Consider the following 13,869-nt stretch of genomic DNA (forward strand, 5'->3'; position numbering starts at 1 on the left):
CGCGCTGAGGAGGGCTTACTGATGGCGAACGAAGAGCAGCTTGTCGAGTACCTCCGGCGCGTGACGGCCGACCTGCACGAGACGCGGCGGAAGCTGCGTACCGCGACGGAGCGGGAGCCGATCGCCATTGTCGGCATCGGCTGCCGCTTCCCCGGCGGCGTGCGCTCCGCCGACGACCTGTGGGAGCTGGTGTCGTCCGGCGGCGACGGCATCACCGACTTCCCCACCAATCGGGGCTGGGACCTGGACGACCTGTTCGACCCGGACAGCGGCTCCGGCACCAGCTACGTGCGGCGGGGCGGCTTCATCCCGGACGCCACCGACTTCGACGCGGGCTTCTTCGGCATCAGCCCACGCGAGGCGCTGGCCATGGACCCGCAGCAGCGGCTGATGCTGGAGACGTCGTGGGAGGCGTTCGAGCACGCCGGGATCGACCCGCACTCGCTGCGGGGCAGCCGGACCGGCGTGTTCGTCGGCGCGAACAGCGTCGAGTACCTGAACGCCATGCAGCGCGACGTGGACGCGCTGATCGGCTACACGATGACCGGGGTCGCGGGCAGCGTCGTGTCCGGCCGGGTGTCGTACGTGCTGGGGCTGGAGGGCCCGGCCGTCACCGTGGACACGGCCTGCTCGTCGTCGCTGGTGGCGGTGCACGTGGCCGCGCACGCGCTGCGCAGCGGCGACTGCGACCTCGCGCTGGCCGGCGGCACCTGCGTCATCTCCACGCCCGGCACGTTCATCGAGTTCTCCAGCCAGAAGGGGCTCGCCCCGGACGGCCGGGTGAAGGCGTTCGCCTCGGCGGCGGACGGCACCGCGTTCGGCGAGGGCGTCGGCGTACTCGTGCTGGAGAAGCTGTCGGACGCGCGCCGCAACGGGCACCGCGTCCTGGCGGTGGTACGCGGCTCGGCCGTCAACCAGGACGGCGCGTCGAACGGCCTCACCGCGCCCAACGGGCCGTCGCAGCAGCGGGTCATCCGGGCCGCGCTGGCGAACGCCGGGCTCACCACGGCCGACGTGGACGCGGTGGAGGCGCACGGCACGGGCACCACGCTGGGCGACCCGATTGAGGCCCAGTCGCTCATCGCCACCTACGGCCAGGAACGTGACCGGCCGCTCTGGCTCGGCTCGGTGAAGTCGAACTTCGGGCACACCCAGGCCGCCGCCGGCGTCGCGGGCGTGATCAAGATGGTCATGGCGCTGCGGCACGAGGAGCTGCCCCGCACCCTGCACGTCGACAAGCCGTCGCACCACGTGGACTGGTCCGACGGCGCCGTCCAACTGCTCAGCGAGCCGGTGCGGTGGCCACGGGGCGAGAACCCGCGGCGCGCGGGCGTCTCGTCGTTCGGCATCTCGGGCACCAACGCCCACGTGCTGATCGAGGAGCCACCGGCCGCCGAGGCCCCGCAGAGCGCCCCGCCGGCCGAGGGCCCCGCCACGTGGGTGCTGTCGGCCCGGACCGAGGCGGCGCTGCGCGACCAGGCGGTCCGGCTGCGCGAACGCCTGAGCGACGACCTCGGCACGCACGACGTCGCGTACGCGCTCGCCGGCACCCGCGCCCGCCTCCCGCACCGCGCCGTCCTCGTCGGGGACCGGGACGAGCTGTCCGCCGCGCTCGACGCGCTCGCCGACGGCGGCGCGGCCCGCAACCTCGTCACCGGGCTCGCCGACGCCGGCGAGCGCACCGCGTTCCTCTTCCCCGGCCAGGGCTCGCAGTGGCTGGGCATGGCCGCCGAACTGCTGGACACCGCACCCGTCTTCGCCGCCCGGATGGCGGAGTGCGCCACCGCCGTGGACCGGCACACCGACTGGTCGCTGCTCGACGTGCTGCGCGGCGTCCCGGGCGCCGCCTCCCTGGACCGGGTCGACGTCGTCCAGCCCGCGCTGTTCGCCATGATGGTCTCGCTGGCGGCGCTGTGGCGCTCGCACGGGATCGAGCCCGCCGCCGTCGTCGGGCACTCCCAGGGCGAGATCGCCGCCGCCTGCGTGGCCGGCGCGCTCACCCTGGACGACGCCGCCCTGGTGGTGACCCGGCGCAGCCAGCTGATCGCCGTGGACCTCGCCGGGCGGGGCGGCATGGTGTCCGTGTCGGAGCCGGTCGCGAAGGTCGCCCGGCGCCTGCGGCCCGGGCTGTCGGTCGCCGCCGTGAACGGGCCGTCCACCGTGGTCGTCTCCGGCGCGCCCGAGGCACTCGACGAGCTGCTCGCCGAGTGCGAGCGCGACGAGGTCCGCGCGCGGCGCATCGACGTCGACTACGCCTCGCACTCCGCGCACGTCGAGTCGATGCGCGACGAGCTGCTCCGGGTCCTCGCCCCCGTGCGGCCCCGCACCGGCGACGTGCCGCTCTACTCGACCGTCACCGGTGAGCTGCTCGACACCGCCGAGCTGGTCGCCGAGTACTGGTACCGCAACCTGCGGCAGACCGTCGAGTTCGAGCAGACCGTACGCGGCGTCATCGCCGACGGCATCGACTCCTTCGTCGAGGTCAGCTCGCACCCGGTGCTCGTACCCGCCGTGCAGGACCTGCTCGACGAGGCAGGCGGCGGCTCGGTCGTCGGCACGCTGCGCCGCGACGAGGGCGGCCTGCGCCGGTTCCTGCTGTCGCTGGGGCAGGCGCACACCCGGGGCGTGCAGCCGGACTGGGCCACGCTGGTCACCGCCCCGGCCCGACCGGTCGCCCTGCCCACGTACGCCTTCCAGCGCCGCACCTACTGGCCCAGTGGGGCGGGTGGCCCGGTCGACGCCACCGGCCTCGGCCTCGGCTCCACCGGCCACCCGCTGCTCGGCGCGACCGTGTCGCTGGCCGGCGCGGACGGGGTGCTGCTGACCGGCCGGCTGTCGACCTCGGCGCACCCGTGGCTCGCCGACCACCGGGTGGCGGGCCGGATCTTCCTGCCCGGCACGGCCTTCGTCGAGCTGGCGGTCCGCGCCGGCGACGAGGTGGGCGCCACCGAGGTCGAGGAGCTGACGCTCGAAGCGCCCCTGGTGGTGCCGGAGCGGGGCGCGGTGCAGGTCCAGCTCCGCGTCGGCGAGCCCGGCCCGGACGGCGCCCGGCGGCTGACCGTCCACTCGCGGCCCGACGGCGACGGCCCGTGGACCCGGCACGCCACCGGCACCCTGGGCACCGGGACCTCCGGCGCCGACGACCGCGCGGCGGCCCCGGCGGGCGTCTGGCCGCCCGAGGGCGCCGAGGCCCTGGACACCGCCGAGCTGTACGACCGGTTCGCGGCGCTCGACGTGACGTACGGCCCCGCCTTCGGCGGCCTGGGGTCGGTGTGGCGGCGGGGCGACGAGCTGTTCGCCGAGGTCACCGCCCCCGAGGCGGCGAAGGTCGCGGGCTTCGGCCTGCACCCCGCGGTGCTCGACGCGGCGCTGCACCCGCTCGGCCTGGGCGTGTTCACCGCCGACGACGGCGAGGGCGGGCCCTGGCTGCCGTTCGCCTGGCACGGGGTGACCCTGCACGCCACCGGCGCCGCCCGGCTCCGGGTCACCATCCGGTCGGCGGGCCCGAACGCCGTCGCGGTGACCGTCGCCGATCACGCCGGCGCGCCGGTCGCCACGATCGACGCGCTGGCCGTCCGCCGCCTGCCCGCGAACGCGCTCGCCGACCTGACCAACCCGCGCCACCAGGCGATGCACGTGCTCGACTGGGTGCCCGTCCCGGTGGCCGACGGCGCGGCCACGCTGGCGGTCGTGGGCGGCGAGCTGCCCGGCGCCACCGCGTACGACAGCCTCGCCGCGATCGGCGAGGTCCCCGACTTCGTGGTCCTCCCGGTCACCTCCGACGGCGACGACCTGGTCGGGGCCACCTACCGGGCGGTGGAGCACGCCCTCGCCGCCGTCCAGGAGTGGCTTGCCGACGACCGGTTCGCCGCCGCCCGCCTGGTCGTGCTGACCGAGGGGGCCACCGACGCGACCCGGCCGGCGCTCGCCGCCGTGTGGGGCCTGCTGCGCTCGGCCGCGTCCGAGAACCCCGGCCGGATCGTGCTCGTCGACGTGGCGGGCGGGCAGTGGGCGCCGAACCTCGTGCCGGCGCTGCGTTCGGGCGAGCCGCAGCTCGCCCTGCGCGGCACCGAGGTCCTCGTACCCCGCATCGCGAAGGCGTCCGGGCAGCCGGGCACGCCGCCGGAGATCACCGGCACGGTCCTCGTCACGGGGGCGTCGGGCACGCTCGGCCGCCTCGTCGCCCGGCACCTCGTCGCGCGGCACGGCGTCCGTCGCCTCGTGCTCGCGGGCCGTCGCGGCATGACCGAGGACCTGCGGACGCTGTACGACGAGCTGACCGCCCAGGGCGTGCACGTGACGGTCGCCGCCTGCGACGCCGCCGACCGCGTGGCGCTGGCCGCGCTCGTCGCGGAGCACCCGCCCACGGCGGTCGTGCACACGGCCGGGGTCCTGGACGACGGGATGATCCCGTCGCTCACGCCGGAGCGGGTCGCCACCGCGCTGCGCCCCAAGGTCGACGCGCTCGTCAACCTGCACGAGCTGGCCGGCGACGTGGGCGCCTTCGTCGTCTTCTCCTCCGCCGCGGGCGTCCTCGGCGGCCCCGGTCAGGGCAACTACGCGGCGGCCAACGCCTTCGTCGACGCGTTCGCCGCGTACCGGCGCGCCCGGGGCCTGCCCGCGGTGGCGCTGGCGTGGGGCATGTGGGCGGAGCGCACCGGCCTCACCGGCGCGCTCGACGACGCCGACCTCGCCCGGATGCGGCGCTCCGGCGTGCGGCCCCTCTCCACCGAGGACGGGCTCGCGCTCTTCGACGAGGCGCTCGGCGCGCCCGAGGCCGCCCTCGTGCCGATCCACCTGGACCTCGCCGCCCTGCGGGAGCAGGCGACCGGCGGCGTGCTGCCCCCGGTGCTGCGCGGCCTGGTCCGCACCCCGGCGCGACGCCAGGTCTCCGCCGACGCCGCGGCGGCCTCCGACCTGGTCGCGACCCTCGCCGGTCGCGGCGCGGCCGAGCGCCGCAAGGAGCTGGTCGACATCGTCCGTACGCAGGTCGCGGTCGTGCTCGGGCACGGCGGCGTCGAGGCGGTGGGCGCGACGAAGGCGTTCAAGGAGCTGGGCTTCGACTCGCTCACCGCCGTCGAGTTCCGCAACCGACTCAACGCGGTCGTCGGCCTGCGGCTGCCCGTCACGCTGGTCTTCGACTACCCGAACCCCACCACGCTGGCCGAGCACCTGGACGCGGAACTCTTCGCCGGAGGGTCGGCCGCAGCCGTGGTCGTGGCCGCCACCGACGGCACCGACGACCCCATCGCGATCGTCGGCATGGGCTGCCGGTTCCCCGGCGGCGCCACCTCCCCGGAGAAGCTGTGGGACCTGGTCGCGGGGGGCGTCGACGCGGTGGCCGGCTTCCCGACCGACCGGGGCTGGGACATCGACAACCTCGTCGACCCGGACCCGGACAAGCCCGGCCGCACCTACTGCGGGGAGGGCGCCTTCCTGTACGACGCGGCCTGGTTCGACGCCGAGTTCTTCGGCATCTCCCGCCGCGAGGCCCTGGCCATGGACCCGCAGCAGCGGCTGTTCCTGGAGACCTCGTGGGAGGCCGTCGAGCGCGCCGGCATCGATCCCACCACCCTGCGCGGCAGTCGCACCGGGGTGTTCGCCGGCCTGATGTACCACGACTACACCGCGCACCTTCAGCACCTGCCTCCCGAGCTCGACGGCTTCATCGGCACCGGCGTCGCCGGCGGTGTGGTCTCCGGCCGGGTGTCGTACGCGCTGGGGCTGGAGGGGCCGGCGGTCACCGTCGACACGGCGTGCTCGTCCTCGCTGGTCACCCTGCACCTGGCCGCCCAGTCGCTGCGCCGGGGCGAGTGCTCCCTCGCCCTGGCCGGTGGCGTGACCGTGCTCGCGACGCCCAACGCGTTCATCGACTTCAGCCGCCAGCGGGCCCTCGCGCCGGACGGCCGGTGCAAGTCCTTCGCGGCCGGCGCCGACGGCACCGGCTGGGGTGAGGGCGTCGGGGTGCTGGTGCTCGAACGGCTCTCCGACGCGCGCCGCAACGGCCACCCGGTGCTCGCCGTCGTGCGCAGCACCGCCGTCAACCAGGACGGCGCGAGCAACGGCATGACCGCGCCCAACGGGCCGTCCCAGCAGCGCCTGGTCAACCAGGCGCTCGCCGACGCGGGGCTGCGACCGGCCGACGTGGACGCCGTCGAGGCGCACGGCACCGGCACCACCCTCGGCGACCCGATCGAGGCCCGCTCCCTCATCGCGACGTACGGCCGCGACCGGGGCGAGCACCCGCTCTGGGTCGGCTCGATCAAGTCGAACATCGGGCACACCCAGGCCGCCGCCGGCGTCGCCGGGGTGATCAAGATGGTGGAGGCGATCCGGCACGGCCTGCTGCCGCCGACGCTGCACGTCGACGCCCCGTCGCCGCACGTGGACTGGGCGGACGGGGCCGTCCAACTGCTGACGGCGGCGGTGCCCTGGCCGGAGACGGGACGCCCCCGCCGCGCCGGCGTCTCCTCGTTCGGCATCTCCGGCACCAACGCGCACGCGATCATCGAGCAGGCGCCCGAGCCCGTGGTGGTGGACTCGACGGCCGAGGTGCCGGTGGTGCCCCTGGTGGTGTCCGGCCGGGACCAGGCCGCGCTGCGCGACCAGGCGGCCCGGCTCGCCGCCCACCTCACCGACGCGGCGTCCGCCGTGGACGCCGGCTTCTCGCTCGCCACCACCCGTACCGCCCTGCGGCACCGGGCGGTCGTGCTCGGCCGGGACCTGGCCGAGCTGCGCGCCGGACTGGCCGCGCTGGCCCGTGGCGAGAACGCCCCCGGGGTGGTCGGCGGGGTCGCCGACACCGCCGGGGCGACCGCCGTGCTCTTCACCGGGCAGGGGTCGCAGCGGATCGCGATGGCGGGGGAGCTGATGGGCTTCCCGGTGTTCGCGGCGGCGTTCGACGAGGTGTGTGCGGAACTGGACCGGCACCTGGAGCGGCCGTTGCGGGAGGTGTTGGGCTCCGAGGAGGTGCATCAGACGGGGTGGGCGCAGCCGGCGTTGTTCGCGGTGGAGGTGGCGCTGTTCCGGTTGTTCGAGTCGTGGGGGGTGCGGCCGGACTTCGTGGCGGGGCACTCGATCGGCGAGCTGGCGGCGGCGCACGTGGCGGGGGTCCTCACCCTGCCGGACGCCGCCCGGCTGGTGGCCGCCCGCGGCCGGCTGATGCAGGCGCTGCCCACCGGCGGCGCGATGGTGGCCGTACGTGCCACCGAGGACGAGGTCGTCCCGCTGCTCTCCGACGCCGTGGCGATCGCCGCCGTCAACGGCCCCACCTCGGTCGTGCTCTCCGGCGAGGAGGCCGCCACCCTGGCGGTCGCCGAGAAACTGGCCGCCAGCGGTCGCAAGACCAAGCGGCTCACCGTGTCGCACGCGTTCCACTCGCCGCTGATGGAGCCCATGCTCGACGAGTTCCGCGCGGTGGCCGGGTCCGTCACCCACCACCCGCCGACGATCCCGGTGCTCTCCACGGTCACCGGTGAACCCGCCGAGCTGACCCCCGAGTACTGGGTGCGTCAGGTACGGGCGACGGTCCGGTTCGCCGCGGCCGTCGAGGCGCTGGCGGCACGCGGCGTACGCACCTTCCTCGAACTGGGCCCGGACGCGGTGCTCACCGCGCTCGGCCGGGAGTGCGTGGCCGACGGCGAGTTCGTGCCCGCCCAGCGCGCCGACCGGGACGGGCCGCAGGTGGCGACCGAGGCGCTCGCCCGCCTGCACAACCGCGGCGTACCCGTCGACTGGCCGGCCTTCTTCGCCGGCGCGCGCCCGGTCGCCCTGCCCACGTACGCCTTCCAGCGCACCCGCCTGTGGCCGGACCCGCCCGCCGCCGCCGCGCCTGGCGACGACTTCTGGGCCGCGGTCGAACGCGACGACCTGGGCGCGCTGCTGGGCCTGGACGACACCGCGACCCTGAAGGACGTGGCGGTGGCGCTGTCGTCGTGGCGACGCGGGCCCGCGCCCGGCTACCAGCTGCGGTGGTCCCCGGTCACGGAGCTGCCGGTGCCCGCGCTGCGCGGCGTGTGGCTGGTGCCGGCGGACGCCGACCGGATCGCCGAGGCGATGGCCCGGCACGGCGCCGACGTGCGCGTGTACCGCGACGGCACGGCGGACGAGCTGCTCGACCTGGTGCCCGAACACGTGGCCGCGGGGGTGCTGACGACGTCCGCCGGCCCCACCCCCGCCGGGCTGCTGCGGGCCCTCGACGAGTCCCGCGTGGAGGCTCCCGTGTGGTGCCTGACCCGGGGCGCGGCCGCGGTCACCCCCACCGAGCGGATCACCGACCTGGACGGGGCGGCGGCGTACGGCTTCGGCCGGTCCACCGCCCTCGCCACGCCCCGAGCCTGGGGCGGGGTCGTCGACCTGCCGGAGACGCTCGACGACCGGACGCTGACCGCCCTGTGCCGGGTGCTCACCAGGGGTGCCGGTGAGGACCAGGTGGCGCTGCGCTCGGCGGGCGTCTTCGCCCGCCGGCTCGTCGCGGCCCCCGCGCCGACCGGTGAGCCGTGGCGGCCGGCGGGCCCGGTCGCGCTGCACGGCGGGCCGCTGGCGGACCGGATCGCCGACCTGCTGGAGGCGGCGGGCGTGACGGTCACCACGGAGGACGCCGACACGGTGGTCGTCACCAGCGACGCCGACGACCCCGTCGCGACCGCCCTCGCCGCCCGGGCCGAGCGGCTCGTGCTCGTGCACACGGCCGACGAGATGTTCGGTGTCGCCGGCGCCGCCGGGACGGCGGCCGTGTTCGACGCGATCGCCCAGCAGCGCGACGGGGCGGTGTCGATCGCGGTCGGCCCGGACGTCACCGCCGAGCAGTTCGGCGCGGCGGTGGGCACGGGCGCGGTCGGGCGGGTCGCCGCCGCCGTGGACTGGCCCTCGTTCGTACCCGACTACACCCGGTACCGGCCGAGCCCGCTGCTGCGGGACCTGCCGGACGCGATGCGCCACGTCACCGAGGCCGCCGAGGACACGCTGGACGCCGACAGCCCCGACGCGTTGCGCCGGTTGCTCGACGGCGCCGACGAGGCCGAGACCCGCGCGGTGCTGTCCCACGTGGTACGGGCCCAGACCGCGTACACGCTCGGTCTGCCGTCGGCCGCCACGGTCGACGAGAACCAGGAGTTCCTCGACATCGGTTTCTCCTCCCTCACCGCCGTGGAACTGCGGCGCCGGCTCGAGGCCCTCACCGGGCTGGAGCTGACCGCCGCGCTCGTCTACGACCACCCGACGCCTGCCGAGGTGGTCGAGGAACTGCTCGCCCAGCGGGCCCTCGTCGCGTAGCAGAGCCCCACGACGAGGAGCGGACCTTCGTCACCCCCCTCACGGAAGGAAGCCCTCATGAGCAAGTCCGCTCGGATGAGCACGCTGATCAAGCCCCCCAAGGTGGCGTGGAACCCGACGGAACGCCGGCTGCTGCGCGCGGCGGGCATCGCCGACCTGCGCGACGTGGCCCGCCGGGCGGTGCCCCGCATGGTGTTCGACTACTGCGACGGGGCGGCGGACAGCGAGCGCAGCCTCAGCCGCGCCCGGGAGACGTTCGCCAACATCGAGTTCCAGCCGTCGGTGCTGCGCGACGTGTCCAACCTGGACACCAGCCGGACGGTGCTCGGCAAGCGGCAGAAGCTGCCGTTCGCCCTGGCGCCGGTCGGCTTCAACCGGGTGATGCACGCCGAGGGCGAGCCGGCGGTCGCGTCGGTGGCGCAGCAGTTCGGCATCCCGTACTCGGTCTCCACCCTCGCGACCACGTCGCTGGCGGACGTCGCCGCCGCCGCGCCCGAGGGCCGGCACTGGTTCCAGCTCTACTTCGCCGAGGACCGGGCGATGGTCAAGGAACTGATCGCGCTCGCCGAGGAGGCGAAGTTCGACACCATCCTGCTGACGCTGGACACGCCGATCTCCGTGCCGCGCCGCCGCGACATCCGTAACGGCCTGACCATCCCGCCGTCGATGAGCGTCGGCACCATCGCCGAGGCGTTCCTGCACCCGGGCTGGTGGATGCGGCAGTGGCGGGCCGGCACCCCGTCCCCGCAGGTGCTCAAGGCCACCGGCGGCTCCGCGTCCGACATGATCAAGCGGGTGTTCAACCCGCGGCTGTCCATCGACGACGTCGAGTGGCTGCGCGGCGCCTGGTCGGGCAAGCTCGTCGCCAAGGGCGTGCAGAGCGTCGCCGACGCCAGGCGGGTCGCCGACGTCGGGGTCGACGGGGTGTGGCTGTCCACGCACGGCGGACGCAAGCTCGACCGGGCCCCGGTGCCCGTCGAGCTGCTGCCCGACGTGGTGGACGAGGTGGGCGACCGGGTCGAGGTGCTCGTCGACACCGGCATCACCTCGGGCGCCGACATCGTGGCGGCGATCGCCCTGGGCGCCACCGCCGCCGTGGTCGGCCGGGCCTACCAGTACGGCCTGATGGCCGGCGGCCGGCGCGGCGTCGTACGGGCCATGGAGATCCTGAGCCGGGAGATCGAGGTCACCATGAAGCTGCTCGGGGTCTCCTCGGTGGGCGAGCTGAACCGTTCGCACGTCAGGTTCCGCTGATTCCCGCCGTTTCTCGATTCCCGGTCGGAACGGTCGGACTGTCGTATTTCGGGGCGTACGTGGAGGTTATTTGTGGCACGCATGAGCGGGAATGGTCACTGCCGTTCGTTCAACGGGGACGGGAGGATGGACATCATGGTCCGTGACGACGTCACGGGCGAACTGCTGGTCTTCCCGCACAGCGGCAGCTTCCGGGGTGCCGAGACCTTCGGCGAGCCGGAGCTGATCAGCACCGGCTTCCACCCGAACCGGAACCACGGGCTGGTCCGCCCCATCGACGTCAACGGCAACGGCCGCGCCGACGTCATCGGCATCAGCATGACGCACATGAACGAGACCCACGGGATCTTCCTCTATCCCAACAGGGGCGGGCTGAACGGTCTCGACACCCTCGGCGATCCGATCCGCATCTCCGGCGCCCGGGACGACAAGAAGTGGGAGACCCTCGGCATCGCGGACCTGGACCTGGACGGCTGTGACGACATGTTCGGCCGCGAGCAGAACGCGGGCCACGTCGACGCGTTCTTCAACAAGCGCCAGGTCACGCAGAACGAGACGTACGACCGCACCGCGCACCGCCTGGTGACCGTCGACGTCGACGACTTTCCGCTGGCGATGGCCGACTTCACCGGCACCGGCCGGGCCGACCTGCTGGTCCGGCGGGCGAACGGCGACCTCGACCTGTACGAGTTCGCGCACGACACCTCCGGGGAGGGCCCGTGGTGGCGCGGCGAGGGCCGGTGGTTCACGCTCGCCCACGGCTGGCAGGAGTACGAGATCATCACCGTGACCGACATCGACCTCGACGGCCGCCCGGACGTGCTGGGTCTGCGCCCCGACGGCACCCTCGTCGTCCACCTGCACAACGGCACGTTCGACCCGGACCGGCCGTTCGCGACGCTGTCCGCACCGGAGGTCGTCGCGACCGGCTGGCAGAAGTACTCGGTGGTGAGCTGACGTGGGCCGGCTCGCGCCGCGACCGGGCGGGCCGCCACGCGCGACCCGGGAATCCGACACAGTGCACGCACGACGAGAGGAGCAGTGGTGAGCGCGAACGAAGCCGGCGACCAGGCCGGGTGGCGGTTGGTGGTGGAGTCGAAACGCTGCATCAGCTCGGGCTTCTGCGTGGGCAGCGCGCCGGACCACTTCGCGATGGACCCCGTCTCCCGGCCGCTGGCCGACGTGGTGGCGCCGTCCGACCAGGTGATCGAGGCCGCCGAGTTCTGCCCCGTGGAGGCCATCTCGGTGATCGACGCGCAGGACGGGACGCCGATCGCCCCGAAGCGATGAGGGCAGGGCCCGCCGGGTGCGACCACGCCCGGCGGGCCGACACCCGCACAGGCCGCCGTAGGCGGCCTTTCTTCGTTCCGCTGCGGCCGGGCCCACGCAGTTCACCGGGCGGCCCGGGCCGACACGACGCGGTCCGCCGGCCACCTCGCGGGTGGCCGGCGGACCGCGTCCTCCGTAGCGCTCAGACCGTGACCGGGAGGGAGATCAGTGCCGGCACCAGCGGCGTACGCCGGACCTTCAGCGACTCCCGGGGCGCGGCGAGCTTGATGTTCGGGAAACGGGTGAACAGCTCCCGGAGGGCGATGGTCGTCTCCATCCGGGCCAGCTCCGAACCCGAGCAGAAGTGCGGGCCGCCGCCGAACGCCACGTGCCCCTTGTCCTCGCGGTCGATGTCGAGCACCTGCGGATCGGGGAACCGCTTCGGGTCGTTGCCCGCCGCGGTCAGGTGCAGCAGCACCGTCTCGCCCTTGGCGATCTTCGTGCCGTCGATCTCCAGGTCCTCCGTGGCGAAGCGGCGGAAGCCGTGGTGCACGGAGCCGTTGCGGCGCAGCAGCTCCTCGACGGCCACGTCGAACAGGTCCGGGTCCTTGCGGAGCCGCTCCAGCGTCTCCGGGCTGTCGAGCAGCGCCAGCGCGCCCCGGCCGATCATGCCCGCGGTGGTGTCGTACCCGCCCAGCATCGTCAGCAGGGCCAGGGCCATCACCTGGTAGACGTTGAGTTCGGGCTCGCCGTCGGCGTTCTTGGCGTGGATCCAGTACGAGAAGAGGTCCTCGCCGGGCTCCTTCGTCTTCTCCTCGCGGACCATGTTCATGAAGTGCGACATCTTCGTGCGGACCATCGCGTTGGTCTCGTTGTCGCCGCTGAACACCAGGTCCGCCCAGTGCTTCAGGTCCTTGCGGTACTCCTCGCGGATGCCGAGCACGTCGCAGACGATCGTGATCGGCAGGATGGCCGCGTAGTCCTCGACCAGGTCGCCGCCGCCGGCCGCCTCGATCGCGTCCAGCCGGGCCTTGACCAGCTGGTGCACCCGGGGGCGGAAGGTCTCCAGGTTGCGGGGCAGGAAGGTGAAGTTGATCATCTTCTTGAGCCGGGTGTGCTCCGGCGGGTCGAGGGTGACGATCGTCCCGGTCGCCTCGCCCTCCGGGAAGCGCTTGCTGGTGAAGTCCCCGTTGCTGTACTCGCGGGGCCGCGCGAGGCGCCGGTCGCGGAGCGCGGAGTAGACCTCGGCGTGGCCGGTCACCAGCCACACGGGGCCGTGGTCGGGCAGGCAGGTGCGGTGCACGGCACCCTTTTCGTGCAGTGACGCGTAGACCTCGTACGCCGCGTACGGGCTAGCGAAGTAGTCGTCGTCCATCACCATCTGATGCCCGTGCGCCGGGCACTTGTTCGCCATGTCGTCCTCGCTGTGGTCTGAGCAGGAATCGCCGTCGGCCTCCGGTGCGCCAGGCGTCACGGACCGCGCGCTCCTGATGTTGCCCGCAGACGGTCCACCCTCGGGTAATCGTGGAGGCGATCGTGGCTGGTGCGGAGTGGATCGGTGGGTTAGTGGGTGAGTGCGGGGATTTGGATTTTGGCGTCGTGTTCGAGGATGCGTTGTTGGAGTTCTTGGAGGCTGCGGCCGGGTTCGAGGCCGAGGCCGTCGACGAGGGCTTCGCGGGTGCGTCGGTAGACGCGGAGGGCGTCGACTTGGCGGCCGCTGCGGTAGAGGGCGAGCATGAATTGGTGGCAGAGGCGTTCGCGCATGGGTTCGGTGGCGGTGAGGATTTCGAGTTCGGGGGTGATTTCGCGGTGTCGGCCGCAGGCGAGTTCGGCGTCGAGGCGGTCTTCGAGTGCGGAGAGTCGTTCGTCTTCGATGGCGGCGAGTTCTGACCAGCAGGTGCCGGTTTCGACGAGGTCGGCGAGGGCGCGTCCGCGCCAGAGGGTGAGTGCTTCGGTGAGGAGTTGGGCGGCGCGGGTGGGGTTGTTGGTGGTGGTGGCGTGGCGGCCTTCGCGGACGAGTCTGCGGAAGCGGTAGAGGTCGATGGTTTCGGTGTCGATGCGGAGTTGGTAGCC

The 13,869-nt window shown here is 74.0% G+C and carries 6 protein-coding genes; 4 read left to right on the forward strand and 2 right to left on the reverse strand.

What is annotated here, in order from left to right:
• Window positions 1–18: 18 nt before the first annotated feature.
• From F6X68_RS01350 to F6X68_RS01365, 4 genes are all read left to right on the forward strand, one after another.
• Window positions 19–9,273 carry a type I polyketide synthase gene (locus F6X68_RS01350; protein WP_370518893.1) on the forward strand — a complete coding sequence of 3,085 codons (9,255 nt, stop codon included), beginning with the start codon at window positions 19–21 and terminating at the stop codon, window positions 9,271–9,273.
• Window positions 9,274–9,330: 57 nt separating this feature from the next.
• On the forward strand, window positions 9,331–10,527 hold the full coding sequence (locus tag F6X68_RS01355) for an alpha-hydroxy acid oxidase (protein ID WP_151452501.1): 1,197 nt from the start codon (window positions 9,331–9,333) through the stop codon (window positions 10,525–10,527).
• 81 nt (window positions 10,528–10,608) lie between these two features.
• Window positions 10,609–11,484: a VCBS repeat-containing protein gene (locus F6X68_RS01360; protein WP_151452502.1), complete on the forward strand. Its 876-nt coding sequence runs from the start codon at window positions 10,609–10,611 to the stop codon at window positions 11,482–11,484.
• 87 nt (window positions 11,485–11,571) lie between these two features.
• Window positions 11,572–11,817 carry a ferredoxin gene (locus F6X68_RS01365; RefSeq protein WP_192581225.1) on the forward strand — a complete coding sequence of 82 codons (246 nt, stop codon included), beginning with the start codon at window positions 11,572–11,574 and terminating at the stop codon, window positions 11,815–11,817.
• 181 nt (window positions 11,818–11,998) lie between these two features.
• Here F6X68_RS01365 and F6X68_RS01370 read toward each other — a convergent pair whose 3' ends face one another.
• Both F6X68_RS01370 and F6X68_RS01375 read right to left on the reverse strand, forming a co-directional pair.
• A complete protein-coding gene (locus F6X68_RS01370; protein WP_192581226.1) occupies window positions 11,999–13,210 on the reverse strand; it encodes a cytochrome P450 in 1,212 nt (403 codons plus the stop codon).
• 149 nt (window positions 13,211–13,359) lie between these two features.
• A partial coding sequence (locus F6X68_RS01375) for an AfsR/SARP family transcriptional regulator (RefSeq protein ID WP_151452504.1) occupies window positions 13,360–13,869 on the reverse strand: 510 nt, incomplete at its 5' end.

The sequence above is a fragment of the Micromonospora sp. AMSO12t genome, assembly GCF_008806585.1.
Taxonomy (GTDB): Bacteria; Actinomycetota; Actinomycetes; order Mycobacteriales; family Micromonosporaceae; genus Micromonospora; species Micromonospora reichwaldensis.